Source organism: Limnobacter sp., from assembly GCF_964228395.1.
Lineage (GTDB): Bacteria > Pseudomonadota > Gammaproteobacteria > Burkholderiales > Burkholderiaceae_B > Limnobacter.
The window spans coordinates 1-16,314 of sequence record NZ_CAXQZX010000090.1 but is presented as its reverse complement, the minus strand read 5'-3'; the positions used below and the strand labels follow the sequence as shown (position 1 = coordinate 16,314).

Genomic DNA, 16,314 nt, shown 5'->3' with positions numbered 1-16,314 from the left:
TGACATGGCTCCACCGCCCGACATTTCTAACCCCCTGCCGGCTCTTTTGGCAGCTTTACAGCAGGCTCGCGGGCATGGGCAGCCCATCTTCAGGGCTGTGTTGGCCATTGAAGATCCCCTGGCCGCGTGGGTGGCTTCGCCTGAACTCCGGGCGCTGACCGGTGAGTCCGTGACCCACTGGGCGCCCGGCTGGCATGTGTGCACGATGCCACAGCACCACGCCGAGTTGCATGTGCATGTGGGGCCATTGAGCAAAGCCCAGCGCGTGTTGCTTGGTCGGGTGGATTGGCATGGGCCACCTGGTGCTTTTGATGTTCAGGCCCTTCAAACCTCGGCACCGGCCAGGAAGGTGGCGGTCGTGGGAGCAGGGCTGGCAGGCAGTGCAGTGGCGCTGGCCCTGTGTCAGCAGGGCATGGAGGTCCATGTGTTTGACGCAGCCCATGGCCCGGCACAAGGGGCCTCTGGCAACTGGGCCGGGGCCTTTCACCCCCACATTACGAGGGGCGATTCGCCCTTGTCGCAGCTAAGCCGCTTGGGGCTGGCCTACACGGTGTACGCGCTAGAACACTTGAGCGACGAGGGCTTGCTGACGCGTGGAGTTGACTGGGACACCCCGGGACACTTTCAAAGCCTGCCCGATGCAGAGGCTTTAAAAATGCAAGACACGCTTGCCTTATTGCGTTTACCCGGCGACTTGGTGCGTTGGGTGCCGCCGGGGCAATGGCCGGGCACGGCCTTGGGTGGGGTGTTTTTTCCGCAAGGGGGGTGGGTGAGGCCTGCGCATTGGGTGCAAGCCAATCTGCAGGCTTGCGGCAAGCGGCTTACGCTGCACTGGAACCGCCCGGTGGACGACCTGAACGCCTTGGGCGGTGGCTTCGATGCTGTGGTGGTGGCGGCGGCAGAACAGTCGCTCGCCTTGGCTCCGCTTGCGGGCGCAAGCATGGGCGTTGTTAAAGGGCAAATCAGCCTGCACAGCACGGCGCAACCACTGCCCGCCGTGCTGTCTGGCCAAACCTATGCCATTGCGCCCAAAGGCTTGGGCTGGATGGTGTTGGGCGCCACGTATGAGCGCCCGGTGCTGGATTTACAACCCACTGAACAAGCCGATCAGGATAACCTGGCGCGATTCAACGCCGCTTTCCCGAGCGTACCGGTGGGCCCCAGGCAAAACCACCGTTGCGCGGTGCGGGCGGTGTGGCACGATCGCTTGCCAGCCATCGGCCCCCTGCCGGTTGATGACCAACGGTGGGCGTTTCCGGTGTATTTGTGCACGGGTTTTGCCTCCAGAGGCTTGCTTTGGAGCGCCTTGGCAGGCCAAATGATTGCAGGCTTTTGCAGCGGGCAAGGCTTTGTACATGGCCTCACCCGACGCGTGCTGCCACGGCCAGCCAAAACTGGCGTGGCACGCGGGGCCAATTATTCAGACTGACTGGCTTTGGTTTTGCTGGTTTTGGCCTTGCTTGCAGCGGGCTTTTTCTCTGGCTTGGCTTCAAATTCAAAGCCAATGGCGCCATCGGGTTTTTTCACCAAAAAAGCCTTGAATGCACGGCGCGTTTTGGAGGACACAAAGCGAGTCAACAAATCGGTTTTGCCTTCCAGCAGTAGCTTTCCCATTTGATCGCGCTCAATGGGCTGCTGCAGAATCACTTTGCCCGAGCGGAAATCGCAGCTTTTGTTGGGGCCGACGGACTTCTCGCACACATAGCTGGTGGCCTGCTCATACACATTGGAAGCGCACTTGGGGCAGGGCCCCAGCCGTGTTTCGCCAGAAAAATCGACCTCTTCGGCCAGTTCGTCGTCTTTGGGTTGACCAAAGTCGAATTCAAGCTTGTGGTCGCTGCTCAAGCGCAACGCAGCTGCAAATGGCCGCCCCATTTTGCTGCGGAAACCGTCCAGCATGGGCAGCTCCCGTTCGCGCAGCAAGGTTTCTACCTCGTGCACTTCAAACTGGCGTCCACCGGGAATTTTAGAGATGGAAAACTCGCAACTGGTGCAGGCAAAACGGCGATAGTTTTCTTTGACCACCGCGCCGCAATTGGGGCACGGGGTTTTTAGGGTGGCGTAATCGCCGGGGATGGTGTCCTCGGTGTAGTTTTTGGCGCGGTCAACAATGGTTTCGGTGATTTTTTTGATCTCGCGCATGAACTCTTCGCGAGACAACTCCCCTTTTTCCATCCGAGAAAGTTTGTACTCCCACTCCCCGGTCAGCTCCGGCATGGTGAGTTCTTCCACATCCAGACCGCGCAGCAATGTAAGCAACTGGAAGGCCTTGGCGGTGGGCACCAGGGCTCGCTCTTCACGCACCAGGTACTTTTCGTTCAACAGGCCTTCAATGATGGCCGCCCGAGTGGCCGGTGTCCCCAGACCCTTGGTGCCCATGGCGTCCCGCAGCTCGTCATCGTCGACCAGCTTGCCCGCGCCTTCCATGGCCGACAGCAAAGTGGCTTCCGAATATCGGGCAGGCGGCTTGGTTTGCAGGGTTTGCAGGGCGATGTCGTCGGTGCTGACTTGTTCGCCAGCATCCACGGCCACCAGGCTGTCGTCACCCGCGGCTGCGGCTTGACGGCCATAAATGGCCAACCAGCCCGGTTTAACCAGCACCTTGCCCTCGGTTTTAAAGCGGTGCTTTTCAACCGTGGTGATGCGGGTGGTGACGTTGTACTCGGCCGCAGGGAAAAACACCGCCAGAAAACGCTTGACCACCAAATCGTACAGTTTGGCCTCGGGCTCGCTTAGGGCTTTGGGCAACTGCAGGGTGGGAATGATGGCAAAGTGATCTGAAATTTTGGTGTTGTCGAACACCCGCTTGTTGGGCTTGACCCAATTGTTCTTGAGGATTTGCTCACAAAACTGGCCGTAGTCCCCGGCGATGTGGCCGCGCTCCAAACCCACAAAGGCTTTGAGGGTTTGATTCACTGTGCCCATGTAATCTTCGGGCAGGGCCTTGGAATCGGTACGTGGGTAGGTGAGCACCTTGTGCTTTTCGTACAGGGCCTGAGCCAGGCCCAGCGTGTTTTTGGCAGAAAATCCAAAGCGGCTGTTGGCCTCACGTTGCAGGCTGGTGAGGTCAAACAGCTGCGGCGCAATTTGCGTGGTGGGCTTGCTTTCTTCCTCCACCGTGCCGGGTTTGCCATCGCAGGCAGCCACAATGGCACGGGCCTTGGCTTCGTCCCACAGGCGGTCGGCTCGCTGTTCGGGGTCATCGCCCTTTTTAAAGTCGGGGTCAAACCACTTGCCCTCGTAGGCTCCCGCTTTGGCACCAAAGCTGGCCTTGACTTCAAAGTAAGTGCGGGCCACAAACTTTCGGATTTTTTCTTCGCGTTCTACCACAATGGCCAAGGTGGGGGTTTGCACACGGCCCACGGTGGTGAGGTAAAAGCCGCCCTCTTTGCTGTTGAAGGCGGTCATGGCGCGCGTGCCGTTTATGCCCACCAGCCAGTCGGCCTCGGAGCGGCAGCGGGCCGCATCGGCCAAAGGCAGCATCTCAGAGTCGCTGCGCAGTGATTCAAAGGCCTGGCGAATGGCGGCAGGCGTCATGGATTGAAGCCACAAGCGCTCAACAGGCTTGTGGCTTTTGGCGTACTGAACAATCAAGCGAAAAATAAGCTCACCCTCACGCCCCGCGTCACAGGCGTTGATGAGGCCCACCACGTCTTTGCGCTTGATGAGTTTGTTGAGCACCTTCAGCCGCGACTCGGTTTTGGCAATTGGCGAAAGATCAAAATGCGGGGGCAGCACGGGCAGGTTGGCAAAGCTCCACTTGCCGCGCTTGACTTCAAATTCGTCTGGCGCCTTGATCTCGACCAGGTGGCCCACGGCTGAGGAGAGCACGTACTCGTCGCTCTCGAAGTAGTCATCCTTCTTGGTGAAGCCGCCCAGTGAGCGTGCGATGTCGGCCGCCACAGAGGGTTTTTCCGCGATGATCAGTTTTTTTGGGGTGTCGCTGCTCAATTGGTCCAACGTGAGTAAAGTTTTCAGTGCCTTGTGCGCCGAAGTGTAAGTGCCATGCCTTGATTTAATCAAGGCTTTCTAAAGAATGTTGCTTCAACAGGGTTGGCCGCTGAGTACCCAGCGGTTGCCCGGTTCGGCCACCACCAGCCCCATGAGTTCCAGTTCGGTCAGCGCCACAAAGGCCTGGTCGCAGGCGATGCCAGCCAGCCCGGCCAGCCGGTCGATGTGCTCGGGGTGATGCCCCACTTGGCCCAGCACGTGGGCCAAATCATCACTCAGTTCGCAGCCAGGTTCTTCTGCTGGGTCACCGCCGGGCGCAAGGTGCTGCAAACCCAGGTTGTGACCTTCTTGCAACAACGGTGGGCAGGCTTTGCGATGGGTCGGAAGGCTGGCTTGTACCTCGTTCAGCAGGTCTTGTGCAGTTTCAACAAGCAGCGCGCCTTGTTTGATCATGGCGTGGCAGCCTTTGCTGTGGGTGTTGTGGATGGAGCCCGGTACGGCACCCACGGCGCGGCCCAATTCGCTGGCGTACCTCGCGGTGATCAGCGAACCCGATCGGAGGGCCGCCTCGACCACCAGCAAACCGTCAGACAAAGCTGCGATGATGCGGTTTCGTCTGGGAAAAAAGGCCTTTTGAGGTGCAGTGCCCGGTGGGTATTCAGACAACACCAGCCCCCCTTGGCCCACGATGCGCCGCACCAGCCCGCTGTGGTGGGCAGGAAACACCACATCGGGCCCACAACCCAGCACGGCCACGGTGGCGCCGTGGGCTTCAAGGGCACCGTGGTGGGCTGCCCCATCAATGCCCTCGGCCAGCCCGCTCACAATGGCCCACCCCTGGGTGGCCATCGCGCTTGCAAAGGCTTGGGCATTGGCCAGGCCGGTGCGGGTGGCGCTTCGGCTACCCACCACGCCAATGCTGCGCGCACCCAACAGGGCGGCTTCGCCCTCGCCGAACAATATAAGAGGTGGGTTTTTCAGCTGCAGCAGGCCCGGTGGGTAGTCTGGGCTGTGCACGGTGCGCCAAAACCGGCGGGGTGCTTCTTCAAGCCAGTCGCGGGCCAGACTGTGCCATATGCGCACGGCGTCACAGGGGGCGGGTAACTCGGCTTGTGGGCCTTTGGCGGCCAAGGTTTGCCGCTGGGCGGCCGGCAGGTGGGTGTTGTAGGCCAGGTTCATGGCGTGCAGCAGTGGGTACATGGTGCGCGGCCCTCTGGAAGCGAACTATTTTGCCCCCAGAAGGTATATCCTTTGAGTGTGTAGAAAACAACGGTTGTAAAAGCATGGCATTGCTCCCGATTTTGCGTTATCCGGATCCGCGATTAAAAACGGTTGCCACCCCCGTCACCCAGTTTGATGATGCACTTGTCAAACTCACCCAAGACATGGCTGAAACCATGTACGACGCACCCGGCGTGGGCCTGGCGGCCACGCAAGTGAACGTGCACAAGCGGGTGATTGTGATTGACGTCACCGAAGACCGCAGCGGGCTGACCGTGTTTGTGAATCCCGAGATCATCGACAAAAGCCAGGCCTGCAAGGTGTACGAAGAGGGTTGTTTGTCGGTGCCAGGCATTTACGAAAAAGTGGAGCGCCCAGACACAGTGCGGGTGCGCGCCCAAAACGTGAAAGGCGAGTGGTTTGAGTTGGACTGCGACGAGCTGCTGGCCGTGTGCATTCAACATGAAATTGACCATCTCAATGGCAAGGTGTTTGTGGAATACCTGTCGCAGCTCAAGCAGACGCGTATCAAAACCAAACTGAAAAAGCAGGACAGGCAACCCGCCTAAGCCTGTTCTTTTTCAAGCTACTTTTTGCCCATGACAAAAACACTTCAAGTGGGGTTTGCGGGCACGCCCGAATTTGCGCGCGTGGCCCTTCAAGCCCTGTTGGACGCAGGCTACCCTGTGCCTTTGGTTTTAACCCAACCCGATCGCCCCGCTGGGCGTGGCATGAAGCTGACCGCCTCGCCAGTCAAGCAGCTGGCGCTGGAGCATGGCGTGCCTGTGCTGCAGCCGGTCAGCCTGCGCAAGGGTGAAGAGGCTGAGCAGGTGTTGCATCAACTGAGCACGGTGGCCAATGGCCAGCCCCTGGACGTGTTGGTGGTGGCGGCCTACGGCCTGATTTTGCCCCAGGCCGTGCTGGATGCACCGCGATTGGGTTGCTTGAACATTCATGGCAGTTTGCTGCCGCGCTGGCGCGGAGCTGCCCCTATTCAACGGGCCATTGAAGCCGGCGACCCCCAAACCGGGGTGTGCATTATGCAAATGGAAGCCGGGCTGGACACAGGGCCAGTGCGCTTGCAGCGAGCCTTGCCCATTGGGGTCGACGACACCGCGGCCACGCTGCATGACAAACTGGCCGCTTTGGGCGCCAGCGCCTTGCTGGAGGCCCTGGCGCAATTGGAGGCGGGTGGTTTGCCCCTGGATCCGCAGCCTGAAACGGGGGTGACCTACGCCGAGAAAATCGCCAAAGCCGAAGGGCAAATTGACTGGGCCAGCAGTGCGGCGCTGTTGCAGCGCAAGTTGAGGGCTTTTGATCCGTTCCCAGGCGCTAGCACGCAGTGGCAGGGGCAATTGATCAAATGCTTCAACCCCACCCTGCTACAGGCCGACCTCTGCTTGGGCCAACCTGGTGAGGTATTGGGCGTCAGTGAGCAGGGTGTGGACGTGCAGTGCGGCCAAGGTGTGTTGCGCTTGGGCACCCTGCAGCGCGCTGGGGCCAAGCGCTCGCCGTCGGGCATGGTGGCCAAGGCCCTGGGCTGGGAAGAAGGGACCTTGCTGGGCGCTTGAAAGCCCAGGTGCCTGCCCCAATATAAGCATTGATTGATCAACGTTGGCCCACAGGGCTGCAAAGGAACTGCCATGTACAACTGGATGAAAACCTTCATGCTAATGGCCGCCATCACGGCGCTGTTTGTGGTGTTGGGCGGTATGCTGGGCGGCCGGGGCGGCATGTTGCTGGCTTTGGGTTTTGCCTTGTTGATGAATTTTGGTGCGTATTGGTTCTCGGACAAAATGGTGCTTCGCATGTACAACGCCCAAGAGGTGGATGCAAGCAACGCCCCCGAGTTTTACAACATGGTGGCCGAGCTGGCCCAGCGTGCTCAGTTGCCCATGCCAAGGGTGTACCTCATCAACGACCCCGCACCCAATGCCTTTGCCACCGGGCGCGACCCCGAGCATGCGGCGGTGGCAGCCACCACCGGCATCTTGCGTGTGCTGTCTGCACGGGAACTGCGAGGCGTCATGGCCCATGAATTGGCACACGTCAAGCACCGGGACATTCTGATTTCCACCATTTCAGCCACCATGGCGGGTGCCATCTCTGCGCTGGCCAACTTTGCATTGTTTTTTGGTGGACGCGACGAAAACGGCCAACCCGTGAACCCGATTGCCAGCATCGCTTTGGCCATTCTGGCGCCACTGGCGGCCTCGCTGATCCAAATGGCGATTTCACGTGCACGGGAGTTTGAAGCCGACCGCGGTGGTGCCGAAATTTGCGGTGACCCCGCCGCATTGGCCAGCGCACTGGATAAAATTCAGCGCTACGCCAAAGGGGTGCCATTCCGCACCACCGAGGCCCACCCAGAGACCGCGCAAATGATGATTATGAACCCCCTGACTGGCAAAGGTGTGGCCAGCTTGTTTTCGACCCACCCGCCCACAGAAGAGCGCATCGCCCGTTTGATGCAAATGACCCAAAACGGCAGAGTGGGTTGAGCGCTACCCGTTTGGTCGAAACCGACCTGTCTTTTGCCCTGCTGAAAGCCGCCAGCACCCTGCTCCATGTTTTGGAGCATGGGCGCTCCCTGGACCGCGCACTGGCCATGGAGCTCGAGGGTGTTCGTTCGGCCCAAGCGCGCGGTGCCATTCAAGACCTGGCTTACTGGGGCATGCGCCACATGGGGCAAGGCCTGGTGCTCAGCCGCTTGCTGACCCGCAAGCCCCGCCTGGAGCCTTCGCTTTTGAATCCACTGATGGCGTTGGGCCTGGCCTTGCTGTGGCCTCGGGAACAGGCCAAATACCCGGCCCACACGGTGGTCGATCAAGTGGTCAATGCCTGTGCTGCACACCCCCAGTTGGCCCGCGCCAAGGGCCTGGCCAATGCGTGTTTGCGGAATTTTTTAAGGGGTACCCCCGATTGGGTGCAACAGGCCCTAAACAACCCCTTGGCCCGCCACAACGTGCCGGCATGGTGGCAGCAGGCCTTGGCTCAAGCCCACCCCAACGATTGGGAGGCCATTCTGAATGTGGGCCAAAGCCAGCCCCCCATGGTGTTGCGTGTCAATGCCCGCTGGGGAAGCCCGCAGCAGTATTTAACCGCGCTGGAGGCGCAAGGGCAGGCTGGTCGCGTGGTTGGGCCCCAAGCTGTTTGCCTGAACAAGCCCGTGCCGGTGGGGTTTTTGCCGGGTTTTGCAGAGGGTCACGTGTCGGTTCAAGACGCTGCTGCACAGCATGCAGCCCCCTTGCTGCAACTGCAGGATGGTCAGCGTGTGCTGGACGCCTGCGCCGCCCCGGGTGGTAAAACCGGTCACATTCTGGAGCTGGCCGATGTCGACGTGTTGGCCCTGGATTCCAGTGAACAACGCCTGCAACGTGTGCTGGCCAATGTGCAGCGCATTGCACCTGCCTTGCCTTACCACCCACGGCTACGCACGCAGGCTGCACCAGCCGAGCAGCCCGAACAATGGTGGGATGGCCAGCCCTTTGATGCCATTTTGGCCGATGTGCCCTGCACGGGTTCGGGGGTGGTGCGCAGGCATCCGGACATTCCTTGGCTACGCCGCCCGGGCGATTCGGCCCAGTTGTCGCGCCTACAACACAAAATACTGGCTGCTTTGTGGTCTACCCTGAAGCCCGGCGGTACACTTTTGCTGGTGACTTGTTCAATTTTTCCGGATGAGGGCCCCGTGCTGGCCGAAGCTTTTGAAAACAAACAACCCGATGCGCTACGCCTGCAGGCCCCCGGTCTGCTGCTGCCCCAAATCGACGGGAGCGGTGGCCATGTGTCGGACGGTTTTTTCTACGCCCGGTTTCAAAAAGCCCCACAGGTTTGAGGGTTGGCTTTGAATCCTCCCCGGCTGCGCCATGAGTTGACCTTTCGCCTGAACATCTGGTTTGGTGCATGTCTGCTTTGGCTGGTGCTGGCTTGCTGGCCCCAAGCCCATGCGCAGCAAGATTCCATCACCCGTGTAACTGCCGTCAAGCTCGAGCCCACCAAGGCGCCTGCTGCGCCAGGCTGGAACCTGGCCGCCGAGTTTGATATTCAATTGGGCAACAAGCTTCGCGAGGCGGTAGATCGTGGCTTGCCTTTGCAATTTGCGGTGGATTTTCAGCTCTTTCGCCCGCGCTGGTATTGGATGGACGAGCAAACCCTGGCCACCACTTACACCTACAACCTGTCTTACAACGCGCTGACCCGCACCTATCGCTTGGTGACGCCGGCCAACACCTACACATCGAGCAGCCTGGATGAAATGATTGATCGCATGTCCCGGGTCAGCCAGTGGACGGTCGTCCAGCGCGAGCAAATTGCACCGGGCGAGAAGTACACCGCGCAGGTTCGTTTTCGATTGTTGTTGACGGAGCTGCCCAAACCTTTTCAAATCAGTGCATTGGTGAACAGTGAATGGGATCTGTCCTCGGAATGGGTCACGTTTGAATTCACGCCTCGCCGCGAGGCCCTGAAATGAACCCATGGTTAGAGAACACGCGCTGGATTCGCTACACCCTGCTGATTTTGGGTGGACTTGGTGGCGTGTTGCTGTTCGTGTTGGCCTCGGCCTCGTCCAACACCGATTTTTTTGAAAGCAATTACCCCCTGCTGATCTCGCTCAATGGCGTCATTGCCGTGGGCCTATTTGCGATTTTGATGGTGCTGGTGGTGCGCATGGTGCGCCGTTACCGAGCCGGTGTGTTTGGCTCGCGGCTGCTGCTGCGCATGTCGCTGTCGTTTGCTTTGATGGGTTTGATTCCCGGTTTTGTGTTGTACCTGGTGTCGGTGCAGTTTTTGGCCAAGAGTATCGACAGCTGGTTCGATGTGCGGGTGGATGGCGCCTTGGAGTCGGGTCTAAATTTGGGCCAAACCGCTTTGGACAGCTTGATCAACGAGCTGAGCCTGAAGGGGCAGTCGATTTCGATCGAGCTTTCTCGCGCCACGCCAAGCGAACAGCTCTTGGAGTTGCCCCGGTTGCGCGATGCCGCCAATGTGCAGGAGCTCACTTTGCTGTCAGAGGCTGGTCAGGTGATCACCAGCGCCGGCGGTCAATTGGACAGCCTGCTGCCCAGCCTGCCCACGCAAGTGATGCTGCGTCAGGCTTTGATGACCCGCCCTTTTCAGCAAATTGAGCCCGATCCTGATGATGTCGAGGGGCGTCTTTATATGCGCGTGATTGTGCCGATTGCACCGCCGCTGACCAGCTTTGATTTGGGGCAACGCTATGTGCAAATCATGCACCCGGTGCCAGCCAGTTTGTCGCAGCGTGCCAATGCGGTTCAAAGCGTTTATCGCGATTACCAGGAATTGCAATTGTCGCGCTCCGGTTTGAGAAAAATTTACGGCATCACCCTCACCCTGGCTTTGTTGCTCACGGTGTTTGTGTCGGTGGCTGCGGCGTTTTGGTTGTCTTCGCGTCTGTCTAGCCCCTTGCTGTGGCTAGCCGAAGGCACCAAGGCCTTGGCCAAGGGCGACTTTAAAACCATGCAGCCCATCAACGCCGACGACGAGTTGGCGGAGTTGGTTGAAAGTTTCAATACCATGACCCGGCAGTTGTCTGAAGCGCAGCGCCGTTTGCAAGCCAACCAAAACCAGTTGGCCGCCAACAACGACTTTTTGCAAAGCTTGTTGAGTAGCCTGTCTGCGGGGGTGCTTGTGCTGGACCACAAGCTGCGCTTGAAAATGTACAACGAGGGCGCTTTGCGAATTTTTGATCGCGCCTTGGCCGAAAACCAAGGCCATTCCCTCGATGACGTGCCCGGCTTGGAGGGCTTTGCCATGGCGGTGCGCGCCAGCGTGGCAGATCATCAAAGCGAAGAATCGGGCGAGGCGGGCATTTGGCAAAAGCAGTTGGAAATTCCGCGGGCTTACGACCCACAAAGCAACAAGTCGATTTTGGTGCGTGGTTCGCGCTTGCCCGGCGAAAAAGCGGGCTATGTGCTGGTGTGTGACGACATCACCGCCCTCATCTCGGCCCAGCGCACGGCTGCATGGGGTGAGGTGGCGCGCCGCCTTGCCCACGAAATCAAAAATCCGCTTACGCCGATCCAGTTGTCGGCTGAGCGTTTGCAAATGAAACTGGCCAGCAAACTGGTCGAGCCAGAGTCGGGTATTTTGCAACGGGCCACGAGAACCATCGTGAACCAGGTGGAGTCGCTCAAGCGTTTGGTCAACGACTTCCGCGACTATGCGCGCCTGCCCCCGGCCGATTTGAAGCCACTGGATTTAAATGACCTTGTGATTGATGTGCTGGCCTTGTACGATGCAGACCTGAATGATGCAGAATCCAAAGGCTCTCAGTTGATTCCCAAATTGACTGAAAATTTACCGCCGGTGGCTGGAGATTCGTCGCAGCTTCGCCAAGTCATCCATAATTTGTTGCAAAATGCTCAGGATGCTTGTGCAGAGTGTGACACCCCGCGTGTGGAATTGCGCACTGAGGGATTGAAGTCACCGGAAGGCGATCAGGACCATTTGGTGGGTGTTAAATTGGTGGTGGCAGACAACGGACCCGGGTTCAACCCCGACCTGTTGGCCAAAGCTTTTGAACCCTACATCACCACCAAATCCAAGGGCACCGGTTTGGGCCTGGCGATTGTTCGAAAAATTGCTGATGAGCACAAGGCACGCATTGCGATCCGAAACAGGGTCGATGCACAGGGACGCGTGGTGGGCGCTGCCGTTGAAATCACGTTTCCGGTTTTGAACGAGGCACTTTTGCCGACAGAACACAGTCAGGCCGCATAAGGAAGGAATTAGGCAACCATGGCGACCATTCTCGTTGTAGATGACGAAATTGGAATTCGAGAGCTGCTCTCCGAAATCCTCGGGGACGAAGGGCATGCGGTGTTGTTGGCTGAAAATGCGGGCCAGGCCCGTGCTTTGCGCGACAAAGAACAGCTTGACCTGGTGCTGCTCGACATCTGGATGCCCGACACCGACGGCGTTACTTTGTTAAAAGAGTGGTCCACCAAAGGCCAGCTCACCATGCCTGTGATCATGATGAGTGGGCATGCCACCATTGACACCGCTGTGGAAGCCACCCGCATCGGTGCGCTTGATTTTCTTGAAAAACCCATTGCCCTGCAAAAACTGCTGGGTGCGGTAGAAAAGGGCTTGGCCCGTGGTCGCATGGTGCAATCGGCGCGCGCCCTCATGCAGGCCCAGCCCAAGGCCGCCACCACCCCAGGCACCGCCTCGGCTGCGACTGCCCCCGCCGCCAGCGTCCAAGGTGGCGCACAACATGCGGACAGCACCCCCTTGGGCCAAGCCATGGCCGAATTGTCTACCTTGGACCTGGATGCACAGCTTCGCGACGCGCGCGATGCGTTTGAGCGCATTTATTTTGAATACCACCTGCGGCTTGAAAATGGCAGCATGACGCGCCTGGCTGAACGCACTGGCATTGAACGCACGCACCTGTACCGCAAGCTGAAGCAGCTGGGTGTCGAAGTGGGCCGCACGGCGCGCAAGAACATCGCATGAAAATCATCATTGTCGGGGCCGGGCGGGTGGGCGCAAGCCTGGCCGAAAGCCTGGTCTCCGAGCACAACGACATTACCCTGATTGATCCAGACCCCGCCTTGCTGGCCGACCTGCAAGACCGCTACGACTTGCGCACCGTGGTGGGCAACGGTGTGTTGCCCCGCGTGTTAAAGCAGGCGGGCGCTGAAGACGCCGACATGTTGGTGGCTGTAACCCGCAGCGACGAAACCAACTTGGTGGCCTGCCGAATTGCGGCGCTGCAGTTCAATGTGCCTCGCCGCATTGCACGGGTGCGCTCGCCCGAAATGCTGGAGCAGGCGAATTTGCAGGGCGATGAAGGCTTTAACGTGGACCATGTGATTTGCCCTGAGCAAAGCGTGACCGACCACATTGAACGCTTGATTCAATTTCCAGAGGCCTTGCAGGTGTTGGACTTTGCCAATGGCAAGGTGACCTTGGTGTCGGTGCGGGCCTTTGCCGGTGGGCCTTTGGTGTCGAACCCCATTGAAGATTTGCGCAAACATCTGCCCAACATTGATGTGCGCATTGTGGCCCTGTTTCGCGAAAATCAGCCGGTGACTGTGGATGGTTACACCACCATACAGCCCGGTGATGAGGTGTTTTGCCTGTCGGCCACCGAGCATGTGCGCAGTGTGATGGGCGAGTTGCGCCGAATGTCCAAGCCAGTGAATAAGGTCATGATTGCTGGCGGTGGCAACATTGGCTTGCGCTTGGCCCGTAGTCTGGAAGACGAATACCAGGTGAAGGTGATCGAAAACGACCGCAAGCGCTGCGAAGAACTGGCAAGCCAGTTGGGTTCGCGCACGTTGGTGTTGTACGGCGATGCCACCGATGAAGACCTGCTCACCGAAGAAAACGTGCAGGAGGTCGACACCTTCATTGCACTCACCAGCGACGATGAAAACAACATCATGTCCTCTTTGCTGGCCAAGCGCCTGGGTGCACGCCGGGTGATCTCACTGATTCAGCGCAAGGTATATGCCGAACTGGTGCAGGGTGGTCAAATCGACATTGCACTGGCACCCTCCAACGCCACCTTGAGTGAATTGCTTAAACACATTCGCCGTGGCGACGTGGTGGCTGTGCACCGCTTGCGCCGTGGTGTGGCCGAAGCCATTGAACTGATTGCACACGGGGATCAAAAATCATCCAAGGTGGTGGGCCGGGCCATTGAAAACATCGACATGCCCAAAGGCAGCGTGATTGGCGCAGTGGTGCGTGGCGACACGGTGATCATGGCGCACCACGACACAGTGATTGAAGCCGAGGACCATGTGATCACCTTTGTAGAAAACCGCAAGCTGGTGCCACAGGTTGAAAAGCTGTTCCAGGTCGGCGTGGGGTTTTTGTAAGGTGGCGGGCTTGGCATGAGGAATTCTGTTTTTCCGATTTTCTCAGTGTTTGGCTTTGCCGTGGCTTTGTTCTCTGTGGCATTTTTGGTGCCACTGGCTTATGCGCTATTGAACAGGGAGCCCACCGTGCACGCCTTTGCCGCGGGTTTTGTGTTCACCTTTTTGCTGGGCACTTTGACGCATCTGCTCACCCGTCGTTTTCGGCGCGAGTTGCAACCCCGCGATGGTTTTTTGTTGGTGTCCATGGTGTGGTCGGGTTTGCCAGCTTTTGCCACCATTCCGATGTTGATGTATTTCCCCAATTTGTCGGTGACCGATGCTTATTTTGAGATGGTGTCCGGCTTAACCACCACCGGCGCCACGGTGTTGAGCGGCTTAGATGTCATGCCCAACAGCATCAACATTTGGCGGCATTTGCTGTCGTGGATGGGCGGTATGGGCATTTTGGTGCTGGCTGTGGCCATTTTGCCTTTGCTGGGTGTGGGAGGGTCGCAAGTGTTCAAGGCCGAAACACCCGGCCCCATGAAAGACTCCAAGCTCACCCCCCGCATCACCGAAACCGCCAAGTCGTTGTACATGGTGTATTTCGTGATTTCGCTGGCCTGTTTGTTGAGCTACAAGTTGGCCGGCATGACCTGGCTGGATGCATTTTTGCATGCGGGCACCACGGTGTCGCTTTCGGGTTTTTCCTCGCACGATGCCAGCTACGCATATTTCGATTCTCAAGCCATCGAGATGGTGGCTGTCACCTTCATGCTCATTTCAGGGGTGAATTTCTCGGTGCATTTTTTGGCATGGCGCGGCAAGTCTTTTAGGCCTTACATCAACTGCCCGGAAGCCAAATGGTTTTTCGCGCTCATGTTTTTTGCGGTGGCCTTGGTCACGGTGTATTTGCTGGCCCACCAAACCTACACCTCGGTGGGCGAGGCGTTTCGGTACAGCATTTTTAACGTGGTGTCGGTGGCCACCACCACTGGTTATGCCAACACCGACTACAGCCTGTGGCCCTGGTTTGCCCCCTTGTACCTGGTGTTTTTGAGCATGTTTGCCACCGCAGCGGGTTCCACCGGGGGGGGCATTAAAATGCTTCGCGCCGTTATTTTGTTCAAGCATGCGGTGGGCGAACTGTCGCGTGTGTTGCATCCACGGGCCATCAACCCAGTGCGAATCCGCGGCTCGGCGGTCAGCCCCAGTGTGATTTTTGGCGTACTGGCCTTTATGCTGATGTACGGGATGAGTGTGATCACCATCACCATGGTGCTGGTGTTCACCGGTCTGGATCCCATTTCTGGCTTAACCACGGCGATTGCGATGATCAACAACCTGGGCCCTGCTCTGGGTGATTTTGGGCCAGCCAGCAATTTTGCTGGGCTGGGCGACTTCCAAACCTGGGTGTGTTCGTTTGCCATGCTCTTGGGTCGCCTGGAAATGTTCACCATTCTGGTGCTGTTTACCCCGGCGTTTTGGCGCAAATGAAAACCCAGGTGCGGCTTGTACCCGGCACGGACCCATGGCAACGTGCGCTTCGTATTGAGCAAGAGGTGCAAAGCCTGAAGGGTTTAAAAACCACCCTGTTGCTCAGTGGTGAGGTGTTCCAAAAGGCCACTGTGGAGCAACAAGCCACGCTGTTTGCACACGATGAAGCCCGCAAAGCGCAAGGCATGCATGTGCTGCGTTTAAGCCCGGGATGCCCCTGTTGCTCCTCCAAATTGGTGCTTACCACGCACCTCGCCCGCACCTTACGATTAAACCAACCAGAAGTGCTGCTGCTGGAACTTGAAACCCAAGCGCACCCCAGCGAAGTTCTAAAAACCCTGAGTGACCCTCAATGGACGCCCTGGTTTGCCGATATAAGCATTGTGGAAGGTTGATGATTGCCCAAGGGCTGCACAAGCAGGGCGTGGTCTTGAAATTGCTTGCCAGAACACCATATTCAAACTGAAAGCGTCATTGGAGGTTTGTAATGTTGATGATGATAGACAGCCCCTACTACTGCGTTGTGGACTTGGTGCTCACAGAGGGCCAGCCCAGCGTGGGCATCGAAATTGTGGACAAAAACAACCAGCGTGAGTTGTTCCTGCAAGGCGATGCAGCCGAGCGCTTTCGTGAAGAAGTTCGGTATTTGGCGGCGCAGGAGCCTGATGTGGATGACATTGAGGCGTTCATTGAGCGTTACAAGCCTTGGATGCAGACGCCAGTGACGCTGCACTGACACAGGCAGGTCTGTGCCTTTTTGGAATGCTGTGCGCCGCGCTTCTAGGCTGAGGCGGCCCAAGCCACTGGGCCT

General features: G+C 58.4%; 14 protein-coding genes. 12 read left to right on the top strand and 2 right to left on the bottom strand.

What is annotated here, in order from left to right; all coding sequences use genetic code 11:
• The first annotated feature begins 4 nt into the window (after positions 1-4).
• Positions 5-1,429 (top strand): FAD-dependent 5-carboxymethylaminomethyl-2-thiouridine(34) oxidoreductase MnmC, encoded by a 1,425-nt coding sequence (gene mnmC, locus ACEQU8_RS07370; RefSeq protein ID WP_370262626.1) that lies wholly within the window; start codon positions 5-7, stop codon positions 1,427-1,429.
• Here the strand turns inward: mnmC and ACEQU8_RS07365 are convergent.
• Both ACEQU8_RS07365 and dprA read right to left on the bottom strand, forming a co-directional pair.
• On the bottom strand, positions 1,417-3,951 hold the full coding sequence (locus ACEQU8_RS07365) for a DNA topoisomerase III (RefSeq protein WP_370262625.1): 2,535 nt from the start codon (positions 3,949-3,951) through the stop codon (positions 1,417-1,419). The genes mnmC and ACEQU8_RS07365 overlap by 13 nt on opposite strands.
• Positions 3,952-4,044: 93 nt before the next feature.
• Positions 4,045-5,151 carry a DNA-processing protein DprA gene (dprA, locus tag ACEQU8_RS07360; RefSeq protein WP_370262624.1) on the bottom strand — a complete coding sequence of 369 codons (1,107 nt, stop codon included), beginning with the start codon at positions 5,149-5,151 and terminating at the stop codon, positions 4,045-4,047.
• Between the two features lie 83 nt (positions 5,152-5,234).
• On the opposite strand from dprA, the gene def reads away from it, so the two are divergent.
• The 11 genes from def (at position 5,235) to ACEQU8_RS07305 (ending at position 16,239) form a co-directional block, all read left to right on the top strand.
• Positions 5,235-5,741 (top strand): peptide deformylase, encoded by a 507-nt coding sequence (gene def / locus ACEQU8_RS07355; RefSeq protein WP_370262622.1) that lies wholly within the window; start codon positions 5,235-5,237, stop codon positions 5,739-5,741.
• A 30-nt stretch (positions 5,742-5,771) separates the two neighbouring features.
• On the top strand, positions 5,772-6,743 hold the full coding sequence (gene fmt / locus ACEQU8_RS07350) for a methionyl-tRNA formyltransferase (RefSeq protein ID WP_370262621.1): 972 nt from the start codon (positions 5,772-5,774) through the stop codon (positions 6,741-6,743).
• A 72-nt stretch (positions 6,744-6,815) separates the two neighbouring features.
• Entirely contained in the window at positions 6,816-7,673 is an 858-nt protein-coding gene (gene htpX / locus ACEQU8_RS07345; RefSeq protein WP_370262620.1) for a zinc metalloprotease HtpX, read from the top strand.
• Complete coding sequence (gene rsmB / locus ACEQU8_RS07340) at positions 7,670-9,010, top strand: 16S rRNA (cytosine(967)-C(5))-methyltransferase RsmB (protein ID WP_370262618.1); 1,341 nt, start codon at positions 7,670-7,672, stop codon at positions 9,008-9,010. The genes htpX and rsmB overlap by 4 nt, the downstream gene beginning before the upstream one ends.
• Positions 9,011-9,019: 9 nt before the next feature.
• The gene (locus tag ACEQU8_RS07335) at positions 9,020-9,646 is read left to right on the top strand and encodes a DUF4390 domain-containing protein (protein ID WP_370262617.1); all 627 of its coding nucleotides are present in this window, start codon (positions 9,020-9,022) and stop codon (positions 9,644-9,646) included.
• Complete coding sequence (locus ACEQU8_RS07330; protein WP_370262615.1) at positions 9,643-11,916, top strand: ATP-binding protein; 2,274 nt, start codon at positions 9,643-9,645, stop codon at positions 11,914-11,916. Before ACEQU8_RS07335 ends, ACEQU8_RS07330 begins: the two co-directional genes overlap by 4 nt.
• Positions 11,917-11,934: 18 nt before the next feature.
• Entirely contained in the window at positions 11,935-12,654 is a 720-nt protein-coding gene (locus ACEQU8_RS07325) for a response regulator (protein ID WP_370262614.1), read from the top strand.
• A complete protein-coding gene (gene trkA, locus ACEQU8_RS07320; RefSeq protein WP_370262612.1) occupies positions 12,651-14,027 on the top strand; it encodes a Trk system potassium transporter TrkA in 1,377 nt (458 codons plus the stop codon). Before ACEQU8_RS07325 ends, trkA begins: the two co-directional genes overlap by 4 nt.
• Positions 14,028-14,042: 15 nt before the next feature.
• On the top strand, positions 14,043-15,503 hold the full coding sequence (locus ACEQU8_RS07315) for a TrkH family potassium uptake protein (RefSeq protein ID WP_370262611.1): 1,461 nt from the start codon (positions 14,043-14,045) through the stop codon (positions 15,501-15,503).
• Positions 15,500-15,898: a GTP-binding protein gene (locus ACEQU8_RS07310; RefSeq protein WP_370262610.1), complete on the top strand. Its 399-nt coding sequence runs from the start codon at positions 15,500-15,502 to the stop codon at positions 15,896-15,898. The genes ACEQU8_RS07315 and ACEQU8_RS07310 overlap by 4 nt, the downstream gene beginning before the upstream one ends.
• A gap of 92 nt (positions 15,899-15,990) precedes the next feature.
• On the top strand, positions 15,991-16,239 hold the full coding sequence (locus ACEQU8_RS07305; RefSeq protein WP_370262609.1) for a DUF3567 family protein: 249 nt from the start codon (positions 15,991-15,993) through the stop codon (positions 16,237-16,239).
• Positions 16,240-16,314: the final 75 nt, after the last annotated feature.